Annotated in this window: 14 protein-coding genes; 4 read left to right on the top strand and 10 right to left on the bottom strand. The window is 74.6% G+C overall.

The features are described from left to right. Nucleotides 1-5: 5 nt before the first annotated feature. A complete protein-coding gene (locus EDC57_RS00820) occupies nucleotides 6-1,205 on the bottom strand; it encodes an EAL and HDOD domain-containing protein (RefSeq protein WP_170164998.1) in 1,200 nt (399 codons plus the stop codon). Nucleotides 1,206-1,369: 164 nt separating this feature from the next. Here EDC57_RS00820 and EDC57_RS00815 point away from each other — a divergent pair, with 164 nt between their 5' ends. Beyond that, entirely contained in the window at nucleotides 1,370-2,536 is a 1,167-nt protein-coding gene (locus tag EDC57_RS00815; protein WP_425454788.1) for a DesA family fatty acid desaturase, read from the top strand. 100 nt (nucleotides 2,537-2,636) lie between these two features. On the opposite strand, the gene rpmG is transcribed toward EDC57_RS00815, so the two are convergent. The 5 genes from rpmG to EDC57_RS00790 all read right to left on the bottom strand — a co-directional run bounded on the left by rpmG (nucleotide 2,637) and on the right by EDC57_RS00790 (nucleotide 7,695). Beyond that, nucleotides 2,637-2,792 carry a 50S ribosomal protein L33 gene (rpmG, locus tag EDC57_RS00810; RefSeq protein ID WP_123399297.1) on the bottom strand — a complete coding sequence of 52 codons (156 nt, stop codon included), beginning with the start codon at nucleotides 2,790-2,792 and terminating at the stop codon, nucleotides 2,637-2,639. 13 nt (nucleotides 2,793-2,805) lie between these two features. Then, a complete protein-coding gene (rpmB, locus tag EDC57_RS00805; RefSeq protein WP_123399295.1) occupies nucleotides 2,806-3,042 on the bottom strand; it encodes a 50S ribosomal protein L28 in 237 nt (78 codons plus the stop codon). 84 nt (nucleotides 3,043-3,126) lie between these two features. Continuing rightward, nucleotides 3,127-4,065, bottom strand: a complete 939-nt coding sequence (locus tag EDC57_RS00800; RefSeq protein ID WP_123399293.1) for a dimethyl sulfoxide reductase anchor subunit family protein — start codon at nucleotides 4,063-4,065, stop codon at nucleotides 3,127-3,129. Nucleotides 4,066-4,069: 4 nt separating this feature from the next. Next, nucleotides 4,070-4,801 carry a 4Fe-4S dicluster domain-containing protein gene (locus EDC57_RS00795; RefSeq protein ID WP_123399291.1) on the bottom strand — a complete coding sequence of 244 codons (732 nt, stop codon included), beginning with the start codon at nucleotides 4,799-4,801 and terminating at the stop codon, nucleotides 4,070-4,072. Next, on the bottom strand, nucleotides 4,798-7,695 hold the full coding sequence (locus EDC57_RS00790; protein WP_123399289.1) for a molybdopterin oxidoreductase family protein: 2,898 nt from the start codon (nucleotides 7,693-7,695) through the stop codon (nucleotides 4,798-4,800). The genes EDC57_RS00795 and EDC57_RS00790 overlap by 4 nt, the downstream gene beginning before the upstream one ends. Before the next feature lie 187 nt (nucleotides 7,696-7,882). On the opposite strand from EDC57_RS00790, the gene EDC57_RS00785 reads away from it, so the two are divergent. From EDC57_RS00785 to pap, 3 genes are read left to right on the top strand one after another with little or no spacing between them, the layout of a single operon-like run. Continuing rightward, nucleotides 7,883-8,443 (top strand): YfaZ family outer membrane protein, encoded by a 561-nt coding sequence (locus EDC57_RS00785; protein ID WP_170164997.1) that lies wholly within the window; start codon nucleotides 7,883-7,885, stop codon nucleotides 8,441-8,443. 25 nt (nucleotides 8,444-8,468) lie between these two features. Further along, entirely contained in the window at nucleotides 8,469-9,905 is a 1,437-nt protein-coding gene (locus EDC57_RS12620) for a CYTH and CHAD domain-containing protein (protein WP_170164996.1), read from the top strand. A 2-nt stretch (nucleotides 9,906-9,907) separates the two neighbouring features. After that, nucleotides 9,908-11,377, top strand: a complete 1,470-nt coding sequence (gene pap, locus EDC57_RS00775) for a polyphosphate:AMP phosphotransferase (protein WP_123399285.1) — start codon at nucleotides 9,908-9,910, stop codon at nucleotides 11,375-11,377. Between the two features lie 9 nt (nucleotides 11,378-11,386). Here pap and ppk1 read toward each other — a convergent pair whose 3' ends face one another. The 4 genes from ppk1 to topA form a co-directional block, all read right to left on the bottom strand. Further along, on the bottom strand, nucleotides 11,387-13,531 hold the full coding sequence (gene ppk1, locus EDC57_RS00770; protein WP_123399283.1) for a polyphosphate kinase 1: 2,145 nt from the start codon (nucleotides 13,529-13,531) through the stop codon (nucleotides 11,387-11,389). 4 nt (nucleotides 13,532-13,535) lie between these two features. Further along, complete coding sequence (hemB, locus tag EDC57_RS00765) at nucleotides 13,536-14,507, bottom strand: porphobilinogen synthase (RefSeq protein WP_123400861.1); 972 nt, start codon at nucleotides 14,505-14,507, stop codon at nucleotides 13,536-13,538. Nucleotides 14,508-14,618: 111 nt separating this feature from the next. Beyond that, nucleotides 14,619-15,521 carry an AEC family transporter gene (locus tag EDC57_RS00760; protein WP_123399281.1) on the bottom strand — a complete coding sequence of 301 codons (903 nt, stop codon included), beginning with the start codon at nucleotides 15,519-15,521 and terminating at the stop codon, nucleotides 14,619-14,621. 12 nt (nucleotides 15,522-15,533) lie between these two features. Then, nucleotides 15,534-17,843 carry a type I DNA topoisomerase gene (topA, locus tag EDC57_RS00755; RefSeq protein WP_123399279.1) on the bottom strand — a complete coding sequence of 770 codons (2,310 nt, stop codon included), beginning with the start codon at nucleotides 17,841-17,843 and terminating at the stop codon, nucleotides 15,534-15,536. Between the last annotated feature and the right edge of the window lie 19 nt (nucleotides 17,844-17,862).

Below are 17,862 nucleotides of genomic sequence, written 5' to 3'. Positions count from 1 at the left end.
GGCGGTCAGGCCGCCCCCAGGAGCCCCGCGCGGACGCGGTCGGCCCAGTCCAGGGCCTCCACGTAGATCTCCGCCGCGGTCTCCGGCAGCAGGGTGCGGGCCCGCGCCCAGTCGCCGCGCTCGTAGGCGAGCACGCCGGCAAGCAGCGTCCCCAGCGGCCCCTCGTGGCGGGCAAGCGCGGCGCGCAGCTCGGCGGTGAGCGGCAGCGCCTCCACCACCGCCTCCATGGGCTGGTCGAGGTAGGCATCCACGGTGGAGAGGAGGCCGGCGGTGAAGGCCGCCTGGGGCTCGAGGTCGGCCCGGGAGGCGAGCCGCTCGGTCATCCGTGCCCGCACCAGGGAGGTGGTGAGCAGCTCCGACGGCTTGTCGTCGACGCTGGCGAGCGCGAGCACCGTGGCCCAGCCGCGCAGGTTGCGCTCGCCCAGGTAGATCATCGCCCGCTCGATGCTGTCCACCTCGACGCGCAGGCCGAAGAAGGCCGAGTTGATGTAGCGCAGCAGCCGGTAGCCGAGGGTGACGTCGCTGCGGACGATCCCGGCGAGTTCGTCGAAGCCCGCCTCCGGATCCTGCAGGCGGGCGATGAGCCGCATGAGGGCGGTGCGCGCCGCAGGCGCCCGGCGGCTGCGCATGAGGTCCGGGCGGGCGAAGAAGTAGCCCTGGAAGAGCTCGAAGCCCAGCGCGCGGCAGCGCTCGAAGGTCTCGCGGTCCTCCACCTTCTCGGCCAGCAGCTCAACGCCCAGGGGCCGCAGCGCGCGCGCCGATTCGGCGACCCGCGCGGCGTCGAGGGCGAGGACGTCCACCTTGACGATGTCGGCGAGTCGCAGGAGCGGTGCCCGCTCCGGCTCCAGCACGTAGTCGTCGAGGGCGATGCGGTGGCCCGCCCGGCGCAGGGTCTCGAGCCCTGCGAGGACCTCCGCCGTGGGGTCCACCGTCTCCAGCACCTCCAGCACCACCCGCCCCGGCGGCAGCGGCACAGGCCCGCCGCCGACGACGAAGCGCGGGGTGACGTTGACGAAGGCGGGCAGCGTCCCCGCCAGCCGCTCGAGGCCCACCTCCATGAGCAGGCCGGCGAGCACGGTGCCGGTGGCGGCGTCGCCGTCCTCCACCTCGGCCGCCGCGGTGGGCCCGCGCCGGTAGAGGAGCTCGTAGGCGCGGACGCGCAGATCGGCGTCGTAGATGGGCTGGCGGGCGACCAGGAACTCCATGCGTGCCTCTGCCTCGGCCGGGGTGCCGCCCATTAGAGCGGCGGCGGAGGCCGCCGGCAAGTGCGGCGCGATTGACCGGCGTCGGGGCGCGGGAGGCGGCGGTGGTCTATATTCGGCGTGCGTCGACGGGACGCGAAGCGAAGCGAACGACCGGCATGAACGATCTGCTCGACGGCGTCACCGGCCTCGGCTGGGGCGGCATCGTCCTCTATGTGCTCGCCACCACCCACGTCACCATCGCCGCGGTGACCATCTTCCTGCATCGCGCCCAGGCCCACCGCGCCCTGGACCTGCACCCGGCGGTGAGCCACTTCTTCCGCTTCTGGCTGTGGCTCACCACCGGCATGGTCACCAAGGAGTGGGTCGCGGTGCACCGCAAGCACCACACCCACTGCGAGACCGAGGACGACCCCCACAGCCCCCAGGTGCTGGGGCTGCCGGCCCTGCTCACCCGCGGCACCGAGCTCTACCGGGCGGCGGCGGCCGATGTGCAGACCCTCGAGCGCTTCGGCCGCGGCACCCCCGACGACTGGCTCGAGCGCCACCTCTACAGCCGCCACCCGACCCTCGGCATCACGCTGCTCGCGCTCGCCGACCTCGTCCTCTTCGGCCCCCTCGGGCTCACCGCCTGGGCGGTGCAGATGCTGTGGATCCCGGTGCTCGCCGCGGGCGTCATCAACGGCATCGGCCACTACGTGGGCTACCGCAACTTCGCCACCGAGGACGCCTCCCGCAACATCCTCCCCTGGGGCGTGCTGATCGGGGGCGAGGAGCTGCACAACAACCACCATGCCTACCCGGGCTCGGCGCGGCTGTCGGCGCGCCCGTGGGAGTTCGACATCGGCTGGCTCTACATCCGCATCCTCGAGATGCTGGGGCTGGCGCGGGTCAAGCGCACGCTGCCCCAGCTCGCCTGGCGCGGCGAGGGCGAGGCCCTGGACCTGGAGGCGGCGCGGGCCTGCGCCGCGGCGCGCCTGGAGCTCGCCTCGCGCTACGTCCGGCACGTGCTCGTGCCGGTGCTGCGCGAGGAGCTGCGGGGTCCGGCGTGGCGGCGCCTGGCGCGCCGGCTGCGGGGGCTGCCCGCCGACCTGGACGGCGCCCTGCGGCGGGAGCTGGAGACGGCGGCGGCGGCGAGCCCGCGCCTGCGCGCGGCCTGGGAGGGCTATCTGGAGCTCAAGGCCCAGTGGGCCTCGGCGGGCAGCTACGAGCGGCTGCGCGATGCCCTGGAGGCGTGGCGGCGCCGGGCGGAGGCCTCCGGGGTGGAGGCGATGCGGCGCTTCGCCCGGGAGCTCGCGGGCCTGCGCCTGCGCGGGGCGAAGGCGCTCGCCTGACCCCGCGGCGGGGGCGCCACCCGCGGAGGCGCCGGGTGCGGACGCGAAGAGGCCCGGCGCCGGGCCGGGCCTCGCGGGATCCGCGGCCGCAGCGCGCGGGCTACTTGATCTTGGCCTCCTTGTAGATCACGTACCTGCGCACCACCGGGTCGAACTTGCGCATCTCGAGCTTGTCGGGCGTGTTGCGCTTGTTCTTGGTGGTGGTGTAGAAGTGGCCGGTGCCGGCGCTGGAGACGAGCTTGATCTTCTCGCGCATGGTGCCGCCCCCCTCAGACCTTCACGCCGCGCGCACGCAGGTCCTTGAGCACGGCCTCGATGCCGCGCTTGTCGATGATGCGCATGCCCTTGCGCGAGACCCGCAGCCTGACCCAGCGCTTCTCGCTCTCGACCCAGAAGCGGTGCGTGTGCAGGTTGGGCAGGAAGCGCCGCTTGGTCTTGTTGTTGGCGTGCGAGACGTTGTGCCCCGTCATGGGGCGCTTGCCGGTGACCTGGCAGACTCTCGACATGGTTCCGTCCTCGGGTGAAGCCGGCGCCGTGCAGGCGAAGGCGCGCTTTTCTACCACAAAGTCCCCGCGCCGACAAGCGCGGGCTCAGGCCACGGCCTCGCAGTAGACGTTCTGCGGGTGGCGGGCCTCGGCGAAGAAGGACCAGCGCTCGAGCAGAAGGCCTGCCGCCTGCACCGCGGTCGCGGCCCAGGCCGCGGCGGCCGCGCCCGTCAGGGCGGCGACGCCGGCGAGGATGGCGGGGAGCACGAAGGCGGCCAGCGGGAAGGCGGCGCGCACCGCGCGCACGACGCCCGCGCGGCGGCCGTGGAAGAACTCCCGGGTGGGGAAGCCGGGGGCGGTGGTGCCGCGGGCGATCTGGCGGACCCGGCGGTGGTGGAGGCCGATGGCCGCCGCCGGGGCGACCGGGGGGCCGAGGCGGGCGTTGCGCAGCAGCACCGCCCCGCGCCCGGCGAGGGCCGCCAGCGCCAGCACCGCCGCCGCGCCCGCGAGGGGCGGGAGCAGCGCCGGGGCCTGCGCCGCCGCCAGCGCGGCCGCGAGCGTCGCCCCCGAGGCCAGCCCCACGAGGGTGAAGTTGAGCACCGTCAGCGGCGTGTGCCACTCCCGCAGGAAGCGGATCGAGGCGTAGATCATGGCGGTGCAGAGGTAGAGCGCGAGGGCCGCCGCGGCGGCGAGGGCGCCTGCCGCCGCGGCCCAGGCCGGGGCGGCCAGGGCGGCGGCGCCGTAGGCCGCGGTGGCGGCCATGGCCACGGGCAGGGCGATGACCTCGCGCGACAGCCACGAGGTGCGCCAGCCGCTCGCGGCGCGCCAGGCCCGCGCCGGCCGGCCGAGGTGGAAGAAGGAGGCGGCGAGCCCCGCCGCCATGAGGGCGACGGCCACCCCCGCGCCGACGGCGTGGAGGCCCTCGGGGGCGGCGGGGACGAGGGCGGCCCGCGCCGCCAGGCGGGCGCCGTAGAGGGCGAGGAGCAGGCCCTGGCCGGCGCCGATGAGGGTGGTGAGGAGGACGACGGAGATCGCAGGACGCATGGGCCTACCAGCTCGTGGTCTCGTCCAGGGTGGGTGCGTCGGCGGGCGGCGCCGGCAGCTCGCCCTCCTTGCGCAGCGGGTTGTCGGCGCGCACCAGCTCGTCGGGGTGGATGCGCATCTCGGTGCGCCGGCGCGGCAGGTAGTGGTTCGCCGGGCGCGTGCCGAGCTCGGGCATGAGGGTGTAGCCGCCATGCGCGCGGATGGCGCGCGAGGCCTCGGAATCGGGGTCGTGGATGTCGCCGAAGATGCGCGCCCCGGTGGGGCAGGCGAGGACGCAGGCGGGCCTGCGCCGCTCCGGGGGCAGGGTCTCGTCGTCGAGGCGGTCGGCGCACAGGGTGCACTTGGCCATGACCTTCTCCCCCGCGTCCAGCTCCCGCGCCCCGTAGGGGCAGGCCCAGGCGCAGTACTTGCAGCCGATGCACTTGTCGTGGTCGACGAGGACGATGCCGTCCTTCTCCCGCTTGTAGCTCGCCCCGGTGGGGCAGACGGGGACGCAGGGCGGGTCCTCGCAGTGCAGGCAGCTCTTGGGGAAGTGGATGGTGTCCACCTCCGGGAAGCGGCCCGCCTCGTAGGTGAGGACGCGGTTGAAGAAGGTGCCGCCGTAGCCCGGCCCGTAGGGGTCGGGGTCGGTCATGGGGCCGGCCTCGCCGAAGCTGTTCCAGGCCTTGCAAGAGGTGACGCAGGCGTGGCAGCCGACGCAGACGTTGAGGTCGATGACGAGGGCGAGCTGGGTCACGGGCGGCGCCTCCCCAGGCGGCGAAGGCGCGCCACCCGGTCGCGGGTCCAGGCATGGCCGGCGAGCCCCGGGGGCTCGGCGGGCGGGGCGAACTGCGGCGCGCTCTCCCCGGCCTCGGCGGGGCCGGCCGGATCCAGGCGCACGCGCAGGTCGTACCAGCCCGCCTGGCCGGTGACGGGATCGGCGTTGGACCACGGCGGGCCGCCGTCCTCGGCCGGGAGCTCCTCGGTGATGAGGTGGTTGAGGAGGAAGCCGATGCGGGCCTCGTCCGCCCGCGGGTCGAGGGCCCAGGTGCCGGCGGCCTTGCCGACGGCGTTCCAGGTCCAGACCGTGCCGGGCTCCACCGCCTCGCTCAGGCGCACGCGGCAGCGCACCCGTCCGTGGGGGGATGCCAGCCAGGCCCAGCCGCCGTCGGCGACGCCGCAGGCCGCGGCGGTGGCGGGGTGGACGAAGAGGCTGTTGTGGCCGTGGATCTGGCGCAGCCAGGCGTTCTGCGAGTCCCACGCGTGGTACATGGCCATGGGGCGCTGGGTCACCGCGCGCAGCGGGTAGCGGCCGGTGTCCACGGCCTGGCTCTGCAGCGGCTCGGCGTAGAAGGGCAGCGGATCGAACCAGGTGCGCACGCGCGCGCGCAGCCGCTCGGGGGGCCGGCGCCCGTCCCAGCGGCCCTCGGCGGCGAGCCGGAACTTCTGCAGCACCTCGGAGTAGAGGTGGATCAGGATCGGCTCGGCGTAGCGGATGAGCCCGTGGTGGCGGGCCCACTGCAGGTAGCCCTTGTTCCAGTTGCGCATGTAGCGGTACGAGGGCGGCAGCGGGTGGTGGAAGTGGCAGCCGTTGGCCTCGTACATCTCCCACTGGCGCGGGTTGGGCTCGCCGCGCATGAACCGCTCGCCGCCCCGGCCGCGCCAGCCGGCGAGGAAGCCGATGCCGGAGCCGGGCTCGGTCTCGTAGCGCAGCACGAAGTCGCGGTAGTCGCGATAGCGCGGGCGCCCGTCGGCCTCGGTGAAGGCGGGCAGGCCGAGGCGGGCGCCCAGCTCGATGAGCACGTCCTGGAAGGGGCGGCAGCCCGCGGGGGGCGCCACCACGGGCACGCGCACGGCGTCCATGGGGCCGTCGAACTCCGAGATCGGGCGGTCGAGCATGGACATGACGTCGTGGCGCTCGAGGTAGGTGGTGTCGGGCAGCACCAGGTCGGCGAAGGCCACGGTCTCGGACGCGAAGGCATCGCAGACCACGAGGAAGGGGATGCGGTACTCGCCGTGCTCGTCCCTGTCCACCAGCATCTCGCGCACGCGGCCGGTGTTCATGGACGAGTTCCAGGCCATGTTGGCCATGAACAGCATCAGGGTGTCGATGGGGTAGGGGTCGCCGCGCCAGGCGTTGGTGATGACGTTGTGCATGAGCCCGTGGACGGCGAGGGGGTACTCCCAGGAGAAGGCCTTGTCGATGCGCAGCGGCTCGCCGTGCTCGTCCACCGCGAGGTCCTCGGGCTCGGCCGGCCAGCCCAGCGGCATCGCCGCGAGCGGCTCGCCCGGGCGCACGTCCCCGGGCCCCTTCGGGGGCTTGGCGCAGGGCGGGATCGGGCGCGGGAAGGGCGCCTTGTGGCGGAAGCCGCCGGGGCGGTCGATGACGCCGAGGAGGGTTATGAGGATCGAGAGGGCGCGGACGGCGTGGAAGCCGTTGCTGTGGGCGGCCAGCCCGCGCATGGCGTGGAAGGCCACGGGGTTGCCGGTGACCGATTCGTGCTCCCGCCCCCAGACGTCGGTCCAGGCGATGGGCAGCTCCACCGTGCCGTCGCGGGCGGTGATCCCCATCTCGTGGGCCAGCCGCCGGATCGTGTCGGCGCCGATGCCGGTGATGCCCTCGGCCCACTCGGGGGTGTAGCGCTCGACCCGCTCCTTGAGGAGCTGGAAGGCGGGCTTGACCGGGGTGCCGTCGGGGAGGCGGAATCTGCCGAGCAGCCGCGGGTCGGCGCCCTCGCTGTGGGTCGGCACCGGCCGGTCGCGGAGGCGGTCCCACCAGAGCTTGTTCTGGGGGTCGAAGCAGCCCTCCTCGGGGGGGACCTCGAAGCGCACGAAGAGGCCGTACTCGGCGCTCGCCTCGTCCTGGTTCACCAGCTGCGCCGCGTTGGTGTAGCGCACCAGGAAGTCGCGGTCGTAGAGGCCGAGCCGGACGAGCTCGTGGATGAGGGCGAGCAGCAGCGCGCCGTCGGTGCCGGGCCGGATCGGCACCCACTCGTCGGCGATGGCGGCGTAGCCGGTGCGCACGGGGTTGATGGCGATGAAGCGCCCGCCCGCCCGCTTGAAGCGTGAGATGGCGATCTTGAGGGGGTTGGCGTGGTGGTCCTCGGCGGTGCCGAGCATCACGAACAGCCGCGCCCGCTCCAGGTCCGGGCCGCCGAACTCCCAGAACGAGCCGCCGATGGTGTAGATCATCCCCGCGGCCATGTTGACCGAGCAGAAGCCGCCGTGGGCGGCGTAGTTGGGGGTGCCGAACTGGCGGGCGAAGAGCCCCGTGAGGGCCTGCATCTGGTCGCGGCCGGTGAAGAAGGCGAAGCGCTTCGGGTCGGTGGCGCGGATGCGCCCGAGCCGCTCGGCCAGCATCTCCATGGCCTCGTCCCAGGAGATGGGCTCGAAGGCGCCCTCGCCGCGCTCGGCCCCGTCGCGGCGGCGCAGCGGCTGGGTCAGGCGCGCCGGCGAGTACTGCTTCATGATCCCCGACGCCCCCTTGGCGCAGATCACGCCCTGGTTGAGGGGGTGGTCGGGGTTGCCCTCGATGTAGCGCACCATGCCGTCGCGCAGGTGCACGCGGATGCCGCAGCGGCAGGCGCACATGTAGCAGGTGGTGTGGCGGATCTCGTCGCCGGGGGCGGCGGGCCGGGGCTGGGCGGGCATGGGGGCTCCTGGTGCCGACGTGACGGGGGGCGAGTCTGCCTCCACGGCCGCCGCGCCGCGAACGGATTTGTTCTATCGGGACATCGGCGCGGCCTATGGCGTGCTGCGGCGCAGCAGACCCCGGCCGCCGCGGGGGCGGCTACAATGGCCGCGGCTTTCGCAACCATTGGGGCAACAGGGGGACATCATGAAGGCACGTCATCTCGCCGCGCTGCTGCTCGGTGCGGCCGCCCTCGGGGTGCGGGCGCAGGGGCTCGACATCAGCCTGAGCGACGATGCGGTGCGCGCCGCCTACACCAGCGCGGTGGCCGCGAGCAGGCTCGGCAACGCCCAGTGGAACATCGGCCTCATCGCCAACGACGGCGACGACGCCCTCGCCCACGGCGGCCTCGAGGTGGTGGGCGATCCCGCGCCGGGGTCGGGCTTCACCGCCGCGGCGGGGCTGCGCGCCTACCTCGGGACCGCGGGGGACCAGGACGTCCTCGCGCTGGGTCTCGGCGGGCGGCTGCGCTACGTCTTCCCCGCCGCCAACCGCTTCGCGATCCAGGCCGAGGCCTTCTACGCGCCGGGGATCGTCTCCTTCCTCGACAGCGACGGCCAGTCCGACTTCTCGATCCAGGGCGAGTACGAGATCCTGCGCACGGCCATCGTCTACCTCGGCTACCGGCGGGTGCGCAGCGAGCTGGAGGCCCATCGCGACGTCGACGTGGACAAGGGCGGCTACTTCGGCCTCCGCCTCATCTTCTGAGCGTGGCAGCGCCGGCGCGGTCCCCGTGGGCGTCGAGACCGAGCTGAAGCTGCGCTGGGCGGGCGCGGGGACGCCGACGCCGCAGGCGGTGGCGGCGCCGGACTGGCCTGCGCCGCGCCGCCGGCGCCTCGTCAGCGTCTACTACGACACCCCCGAGGGCGCGCTTTGGCGGCGCGGCGTCGCCTGGCGGGTGCGCCGGGCCGGCCGCACCTGGCTCCAGACCGTCAAGTGGCGCGGCGAGCAGCAGGCGGCGATGGCGGTGCGGCGCGAGGTGGAGGTCCCGCTGGCGGGGCCGGAGCCTGCGCCCGAGCGGCTCCCGCCCGAGGCCCGGGCGGTGGTGGCGGCGGTCGCGGGGCGCGCGGGGCCGGTGTTCGAGACCCGGTTCGAGCGCTGGACCTGGCGCCTCGCCCCCGAGCCCGGGCTCGAGGTGGAGCTTGCCCTCGACCTCGGCGAGCTTCGCGCCGGCGCCGCCCGCGAGCCCATCGCCGAGCTCGAGATCGAGCTCCTGCAGGGTCCGCCCGAGGGCCTCTACCGCGTCGGGCGCGCCCTCGCCGCGAGGCTGCCGCTGGCCCTGGGGCACGCGAGCAAGGCCGAGCGGGGCTACCGGCTCGCGGGCCTTGCGGCGGAGGCGCCGGCGCCGGCGCCGTGGAGCCCGCCGGCGCTGGACCGGGAGGCCGACGCCGCCGAGGCGGGGCGGATCCTCACCCACGATCTCGCCCGCCACCTCGACGCCCACCTCGAGGCCGCCCTCGCCGGCGACGCCGAGGGCCTGCACCAGGTGCGCCTCGCCCTGCGCCGGCTGCGCACCCTGCCGCGGCTGCTGCCGGTGGCCTGGGCGGAGGACGAGGCGCTGGCGGACGACCTGCGCGCGCTCGCCCGGGCCACCGGGCCGCTGCGCGACCTGGACGTCCTCGGCGAGGCCTGGGGGGCGGTGGCGGCGCGCTGCCCCGGCCTGCCCGGGCCCGGGCCGGGGTTCGAGACCGCCCGCGCCGAGGCCCGGGCCGCGGCCCGGGCGGCCCTCGGCGGCCCCGCCTCAGCGCGCGCGGTGCTCGGCCTCATGGCCGCGGGGGAGGCCGCCCGTGCCGGTCCCTGGCGCCGGCACGGTGCGCGCGTGCTCGAGCGCCTGCACCGGCAGGTGCGAAACCGGGGCGGAGGCTTCGCGCGCCTCGGCCCCGAGGATCGCCACCGCCTGCGCATCGCGGTCAAGCGGCTGCGCCTTGCGGCCCAGCTCGTGGCCGGGCCCGAGCCGCGCGGGCGTGCGCGGCGCTACCTGCGGCGGTTGACGCGGCTCAACGAGGCCCTCGGCGCGCTCCAGGACCTCGCCGTGCAGCGCGGGCTGGCGGCGCGCATCGGCGCGGGTGCGCCCCTTTGCGCCTGGCTCGAGGGGCGCGCGGAGGGCTGGGAGGCGGCGGCGCGGCTGGCCTGGCGGCGCTGGCGCGAGGCCGCGCCCTTCTGGGACTAGCCGTGTTCGAGGCCGCCGAGCTCGGGCGCAAGGTGGCGAAGGCGGAGTTCCGCCGGCGCGAGGCCGGCCTGCGCCTGGAGCTGCTGGAGCTGCAGCAGGCGCTGCGCGGTGCGGACTTCCCGGTGCTCGTGCTCTTCGGCGGAGTGGACGGCGCCGGCAAGGGCGAGATCGTCAACCTGCTCAACGCCTGGATGGACCCGCGCTGGATCGTCACCGAGGCCTTCGGCGAGCCCTCGGACGAGGAGCGCGAGCGTCCCCCCTACTGGCGCTATTGGCGGGCACTGGCGCCGCGCGGGCGCATCGGGCTCTATCTCTCGGCGTGGACCTCGCCGCCGCTGCTGGCCCGCGCCTACGGCGAGCTGGACGTGGCCGCCTACGACGAGGCCCTGGAGCGCATCGCCGCCTTCGAGCGCACCCTGGCCGAGGACGGCGCCCTGATCGTCAAGTTCTGGCTCCACCTCGGCCGCGAGGCACAGAAGCGGCGCTTCCGCAGGCTCGAGAAGGACCCGCTGACGCGCTGGCGGGTCACGGAGCGGGACTGGCGCCACTGGCGGATGTACGACGACTTCGTCGCCGCCGCCGAGCGGCTGATCCGGCGCACCGACGCCCCGGACGCCCCCTGGCACGTGGTGGAGGGGACGGACCTGCGCCATGCCGCCCTGACCGTGGGCGAGACCCTGCGCGATGCCATGCGCCGGCGGCTGGAGACGCCGCCGACGGCGCCGTCGCCGCCTCCGCCCGCGCCCGATCCCGGGCCCACGGTGCTGTCGCGGATCGATCTCGGCCGGCGGCTCGACAAGGCCCGCTACCGCCGCGAGCTCGCCCGCTGGCAGGGGCGGCTGGCCGAGCTCGGGCGCGAGGCGGCGGTCGCAGGGGTGTCGACGGTGGTGGTCTTCGAGGGCTGGGACGCCGCCGGCAAGGGCGGCGCCATCCGCCGCCTCACCGCCGCCCTCGACGCCCGCCGTTACCGCGTCGTCCCCGTCGCCGTCCCCACCGACGAGGAGCGCGCCCACCACTACCTGTGGCGCTTCTGGCGCCACCTGCCGCGCGCCGGGCGGATGGTGATCTTCGATCGCTCCTGGTACGGGCGGGTCCTGGTGGAGCGCGTCGAGGGGCTCGCCCCGCCCGAGGCGTGGCGGCGCGCCTACGGCGAGATCAACGACTTCGAGGAGCAGCTCGTGGAGCACGGGACGGTGCTGGTCAAGCTCTGGCTGCACATCAGCGACGAGGAGCAGCTTCGCCGCTTCCGCGAGCGTGCCGAGACCCCCCACAAGCGCTGGAAGCTCACCGACGAGGACTGGCGCAACCGCGAGCGCCGCGCCGACTACGAGCGCGCCGTGCACGAGATGGTGCAGCGCACCAGCACCACCGCGGCGCCGTGGACCCTGGTCGCCGCCGAGGACAAGCGCCACGCCCGCGTCGAGGTACTGCGAACCGTGTGCGGGGCGCTGGCCCGGCGCCTCGAGGGCTGAGGCCGCCGGTCAGGCGCCGCGCACGACGCGCCGGGCCCGGCTGCCCTGGGATCGCGGCGTCGGCCGGGCGAGCCGCTCCAGCAGCAGCACCTGCGCCGCGCGCGGCCGCTGCCGCCCCGGGCGCAGGCGGCGGTAGCTGCCGTCGGGCAGGAGCTCCCAGGCCTGGGTGTTGTCGCGCAGGTACACCGCCAGCCCCTCCTCCCAGACCCTGCGCCGCAGGGCCTCGTCCTCCACCGGGAAGCAGGTCTCGACGCGGCGGAAGAAGTTGCGGTCCATCCAGTCGGCGCTGGAGAGGTAGAGGGCGGGGTCGCCGCCGTTCTCGAAGTAGAAGACCCGGTGGTGCTCGAGGAAGCGGCCGAGGACGGAGCGGACGCGGATGCGCTCGGAGACCCCCGCCACGCCCGGGCGCAGGCAGCAGATGCCGCGCACGATGAGGTCGATCTCGACCCCGGCCTGCGAGGCCTCGTAGAGGGCGCGGATCACCTGCGGCTCCACCAGCGCGTTCATCTTGGCGACGATGCGCGCCGGACGCCCGGCGCGGGCGTGCTCGGCCTCGCGGCGGATGTGGCCGAGGATGGCGCCGTGGAGGGTGAACGGCGCCTGCAGCAGCTTGCGCAGGCGCACCGCCCGGCCGAGGCCGGTCAGCTGCTGGAAGATGCGCTGCACATCGTCGGTGACGGCCGGGTCGGCGGTGAGGAGGCCGAAGTCGGTGTAGGCCCGCGCCGTGCGGGCGTGGTAGTTGCCGGTGCCGAGGTGCGCGTAGCGGCGCACGGCGCGCCCCTCGCGGCGCACGATGAGCAGCATCTTGGCGTGGGTCTTGTAGCCGACGACGCCATAGACCACGTGGGCGCCGGCCTCCTGGAGGCGGGTGGCGAGGTCGATGTTGGCCTCCTCGTCGAAGCGCGCCCGCAGCTCCACCACCACCGCCACCTCCTTGCCCGCGCGCGCAGCCTCCAGCAGCGCCTCCACGATCGCCGAGTCCTCGCCCGTGCGGTAGAGGGTCTGCTTGATGGCGAGGACGTCGGGGTCGGCGGCGGCGCGGCGCACCAGCTCCTGCACCGGGGCGAAGGACTCGTAGGGGTGGTGCAGGAGGATGTCGCCGCGGCGGATGGCCTCGAAGGGGTCGCCGTCGCCGGCCAGCGCCTCCGGCACGCCGGGGGTGAAGGGCGGATACTTGAGATCCGGGCGGTCAACGAGGTCGGGCAGCGTCACCAGCCGGTTGAGGTTGACCGGACCGTTGACGCGGTAGAGGTCGTCGGGCCCGAGCGCGAACTGGCGCAGGAGGAAGCGCGCCATCGCCGGCGGGCAGTTGTCGGCGACCTCCAGGCGCACGGCGTCGCCGTACTGGCGCGAGGGCAGCTCGCCGGCGAGCGCGCGCAGCAGGTTGTCCACCTCCTCCTCGTCGACGAAGAGCTCGCTGTTGCGGGTGACACGGAACTGGTAGCAGCCGGTGACCTCCATGCCCGGGAAGAGCTCGTCCACGTGGGCGTGGATCACCGAGGAGAGGAAGACGAAGTCGTAGGGCGCCTCGGCGACGCCGGCGGGCAGCTGGATCAGCCGCGGCAGCGAGCGCGGCGCCTGCACCACGGCGATGCCCGCCCGGCGCCCGAAGGCGTCCTCGCCCTCCACCGAGACGATGAAGTGCAGCCCCTTGTTGAGCACCCGCGGGAAGGGATGGGCGGGGTCGAGGCCGATGGGGGTGAGCACCGGCAGCACCTGGCGCAGGAAGTGGCGCCGGATCCAGGCCGCCTGGCGCGGGTTCCACTGGTCGCGGCGCAGGAAGCGGATGCCCTCGGCGGCGAGCGCCGGCAGCAGCGACTCGTTGAGGACCCGGTACTGCTCGTCGACGAGGGCGTGGGCGCGCTCGGCGATGCGGGCGAGCTGCTCCTGGGGCGTGAGCCCGTCCGGGCCCGGCTGCACCGCATCGTGCGCCGCCTGCTGCTTGAGGCCGGCGACGCGGATCTCGAAGAACTCGTCCAGGTTGCCCGAGCAGATGCAGAGGAAGCGCAGCCGCTCGAGCAGCGGCACCTCCGGGTCGCTGGCGAGCGCCAGCACCCGGCGGTTGAACTCCAGCCAGCTCAGCTCGCGGTTGATGTAGAGGGCCGGATCGGCGAGGTCCGGTGCCGCCCCTGCCCCGTCCGCGGCCTCGCCCACCGGCTCAGCCCTCGCGCAGCCAGCGGGCCGCCTCGCGCGCGAAGTAGGTCAGGATGGCGTCGGCGCCCGCGCGCTTGATGGCGAGCAGCGACTCCATCACCACCGCGCGCTCGGCGAGCCAGCCGTTGGCGGCGGCGGCCTTGAGCATGGCGTACTCGCCGCTGACCTGGTAGACGAAGGTGGGGGCGCCGAACTGGTCCTTGATCCTGCGCACCACGTCGAGATAGGGCATCCCCGGCTTGACCATGACCATGTCGGCGCCCTCCTCGAGGTCGAGGGCCACCTCCCGCAGGGCCTCGTCGCTGTTGGCCGGATCCATCTGGTAGCTGTGCTTGCCGGCGCCGCCGAGGTTCGCGGCCGAGCCCACGGCGTCGCGGAAGGGGCCGTAGAAGCTCGAGGCGTACTTGGCCGAGTAGGCGAGGATGCGGGTGTTGACGTGGCCCTCCTCCTCCAGCGCCTCGCGGATCTCGCCGATGCGCCCGTCCATCATGTCGGAGGGGGCGACGATGTCGGCGCCGGCCTCGGCGTGGGACAGGGCCTGGCGCACGAGCACCTCGACGGTCTCGTCGTTGAGGACGTAGCCGTGCTCGTCCACGAGCCCGTCCTGGCCGTGGGTGGTGAAGGGATCGAGGGCGACGTCGGTGATGACGCCGAGCTGCGGCACCGCCTCCTTGAGGGCGCGCACGGCGCGCTGCACCAGCCCCTCGGGGTTGTAGGCCTCGGCGGCGTCCGCCGACTTCTTCTCCGGCGGCGTCACCGGAAAGAGGGCCAGGGCCGGGACCCCCAGTTCGGCCAGGGTCTCGGCCTCGCGCAGCAGCTCGTCGATGCTCATGCGCTCGATGCCGGGCATGGAGGGGACGGGCTCCCGCCGCCCCTCGCCCTCGAGCACGAACATGGGCTGGATGAGGTCGTCCACGGTCAGGACCGTCTCGCGCATGAGGCGGCGGGAGAAGTCGTCGCGGCGCATGCGGCGCATGCGCGTGCCCGGGAAGAAACCCCGGCTGGTGTCGATGCGGCTCACTGGCGTCCCCTCCGAAGGCGATGGCCTGCCGCCGCCATCATAGCCCAGCGCAGGGGCGGGGTGGGCTCACCCCGCAAGACCCAGCACCAGCGGCAGGGTCAGCACGGCGGCGGCGGTCTGGCCGGTGACGAGCCCCGCCATGAGGGCGCCGTCGCCGCCGAGCTGGCGCGCCAGCACGTACGCGCTGGGCGCCCCCGGCAGCGCCGCGAAGAGCACCGCCACCAGGGACGCCGGCTCCGGCACCGCGAGCAGGCGGCAGGCGGCGAACACCAGCGCCGGCATGAGGGCGAGCTTCGCCGCAAGGCCGAGGGCGAGGAGGCCGGGACGCTGGCGCACGGCGGCGAAGTCGAGGCCCGCCCCCACCGCGAGCAGGCCCAGCGGCAGCGCGGCGCGGCCGAGAAGCTCCAGCAGCGTCGCCGCCGCGGCCGGCGGCGCGACCTCGGCGAGGCGCAGGCCGATGCCGGCGGCGCAGGCGAGGATCAGCGGGTTGCCCGCGACCGCCCGCACGAGCCCGATGCCGCCGCTGCCGTAGCGGGCGAGCAGGGTGACGCTGAGGAGGTTGACCAGCGGCACCAGCACGGCGAGGGCGACGGCGGCGAGCCCCAGGCCCGCCTCGCCGAGGAGGGCGGCGGTGGCGGCGAGCCCCACGTAGGTGTTGAAGCGCACCGCCCCCTGGTAGAGGGAGGTGAAGGCGGGGCCGGGGACGCCGAGACGGGGGCGCAGGACGAGGAGCAGCGCGGTCATGGCGAGGACCCCCGCGGCGAGCGCCCCCGCCATGCGCGCCGCCCCGGCCCCCTCGAGCTCGGCCCGCGACAGGCTCAGCACCAGCAGGGCGGGGAAGAGGACGTAGTAGGTGAGACGCTCGGCCGGCCGCCAGAAGCCCTCGCCGGGGAAGCCGGCACGGCGCAGCAGATGGCCCAGGGCGATGACGAGGAAGAGCGGCAGGAGGGCGGCGAGGGCGGCGCTCACGGGCGGCGGCGCTCAGGATGCGCCGGCGGCGCGTTCCTCCTCGGGGGCGGCGGCGGGGGCGCGGAAGTCGCACGCCTTCTGCGGGCAGACCTTCTCGGTGCCGCGGCGCTTGGTGGTCTTCAGGGTCAGGATCGGCCAGCCGCAGGCCGGGCAGGCCTCCGCCAGCGGCGGGTCCCAGACCGCGTAGTCGCACTTCGGATAGGTGCTGCAGGAATAGAAGACCTTGCCGCGGCGCGAGCGGCGCTGGCGCAGCGTCCCCTCGCCGCACTGGGGACAGCTCACCCCGGTGTCCTTCGGCGGCTCGAGGGGGCGGATGTAGCGGCACTTGGGATAGGCGCTGCAGCCGACGAAGCGGCCGTAGCGGCCGCTGCGGACGAGGAGCTCGGCGCCGCACTCCGGACAGCGCTCGCCCTCCACCACCTGCGGCGGCGGCCGCTCCTCGCCCTCGAGATCCCGGGTGTAGTCGCAGTCCGGGAAGCCGCTGCAGCCGACGAAGCGGCCGCGGCGGCCGAGGCGGATCGCCAGCGGCCGCCCGCACTTGGGGCAGGCCTCGTCGAGGGCCTCCTGGGTGACGTCGGCGCGGCGCAGGCTGCGGTCCTTCTCCTCCACCAGGGCCTTGAACGGGCCCCAGAAGCGGCGCAGCAGCGGCACCCACTCCTCCTCGCCGCGGGCGACGGCGTCGAGCTCGTCCTCGAGGCGCGCGGTGAAGGCGTAGTCCACGTACTGGGGGAAGTGCTGGGTGAGGAAGCGGGCCACCACCCGGCCGAGGTCGGTGGGGCGGAAGCGGCGCTGCTCGAGGGTGACGTACTCGCGCTGCTGGAGGGTGGAGATGATGCTGGCGTAGGTGGACGGACGGCCGATGCCGTACTCCTCCAGCGCCCGCACCAGGCTCGCCTCGGTGTAGCGCGGCGGCGGCTCGGTGAAGTGCTGCCCGGCCTCGATGTCCTCGAGGCGCACCACCTCGCCCTCGGCGAGCGCCGGCAGCCGGCGGTTCTCGCCCGCCTCGGGGCGCTCGGGCTCGTCGCTGTCCTCCTGGTAGACGCGCATGAACCCGGGATCGGCGACGGTGGCGCCGGTGGCGCGGAAGACGCCGGCCTCGCCGGCGGCGAGCTCCACCGCCACCGTATGCAGGGTGGCGTGCTTCATCTGGCAGGCGACGGTACGCCGCCAGACGAGCTCGTAGAGGCGCAGCTGCTCGTCACTGAGGAAGGGGCGCAGCGACTCCGGGGTGCGCCGCACGGAGGTGGGGCGGATCGCCTCGTGGGCCTCCTGGGCGTTCTTGGTGCGGGTCTTGTAAATGCGCGGCCGGGCCGGCACCTGGTCGGCCCCGTACTGCTCGGCGATGTAGCGGCGCAGCTCCTCCACCGCCTCCCCGGCGAGGTTGACCGAGTCGGTGCGCATGTAGGTGATGAGGCCGACCCGCTCGCCGCCGATGTCCACCCCCTCGTAGAGCTGCTGGGCGATGCGCATGGTGCGCTGGGCCGAGAAGCGCAGCTTGCGCGAGGCCTCCTGCTGCAGGGTCGAGGTGGTGAAGGGGGCGGCGGGGTTGCGCCGCCGGTTCTTGCGCTCCACCGAGCGCACCCGGAGCCGGCCTGCGGCGGCCTCGAGCAGGCGCTGCCGGGCCGCCTGCGCGGTGGCCGCGTCGGTGATGGTGAACTGCTCCACCTTCGCCCCGTCCAGCCGCACCAGGCGGGCGGAGAAGGCCTCGCCGTCCTTGTCGGCGCGGGCCACCAGGGTCCAGTACTCGCGCGGCTCGAAGCGCTCGATCTCCTCCTCGCGCTCGACGATGAGGCGCAGGGCGGGGCTCTGCACGCGCCCCGCGGACAGCCCCGGGCGGACCTTCTTCCACAGCAGCGGCGAGAGGTTGAAGCCCACCAGGTAGTCCAGCGCGCGGCGCGCCTGCTGGGCGTTGACCAGCGGCATGGCGATGTCGCGCGGCTGCGCCATCGCCTCCTGGATGGCGCGCCGGGTGATCTCGTGGAAGACGACGCGATGCACCGCCTTGGCGTCGAGGGCACCGCGGCTGCGCAGCAGCTCCAGCAGGTGCCAGGAGATGGCCTCGCCCTCGCGGTCGGGGTCGGTGGCGAGGTAGAGGGCCTCGGCCCGCCGCAGGGCGCGGGCGATGGCCTCCACGTGGCGCGCGTTGCGCTCGATGGGCTCGTAGCGCATGCGGAAGTCGTGCTCGGGATCCACCGCCCCCTCCTTGGGGACGAGGTCGCGCACGTGGCCGTAGGAGGCGAGGACCTCGTAGTCCGGGCCGAGGTAGCGCTTGATGGTGCGCGCCTTGGCGGGGGACTCGACGACGACGAGCTGCCTGCCCATGGGATCTGCGCTGCCCCCC

Source organism: Inmirania thermothiophila (genome assembly GCF_003751635.1).
Taxonomy (GTDB): Bacteria; Pseudomonadota; Gammaproteobacteria; order DSM-100275; family DSM-100275; genus Inmirania; species Inmirania thermothiophila.
This window is presented reverse-complemented; position numbering and strand designations above follow the sequence as displayed.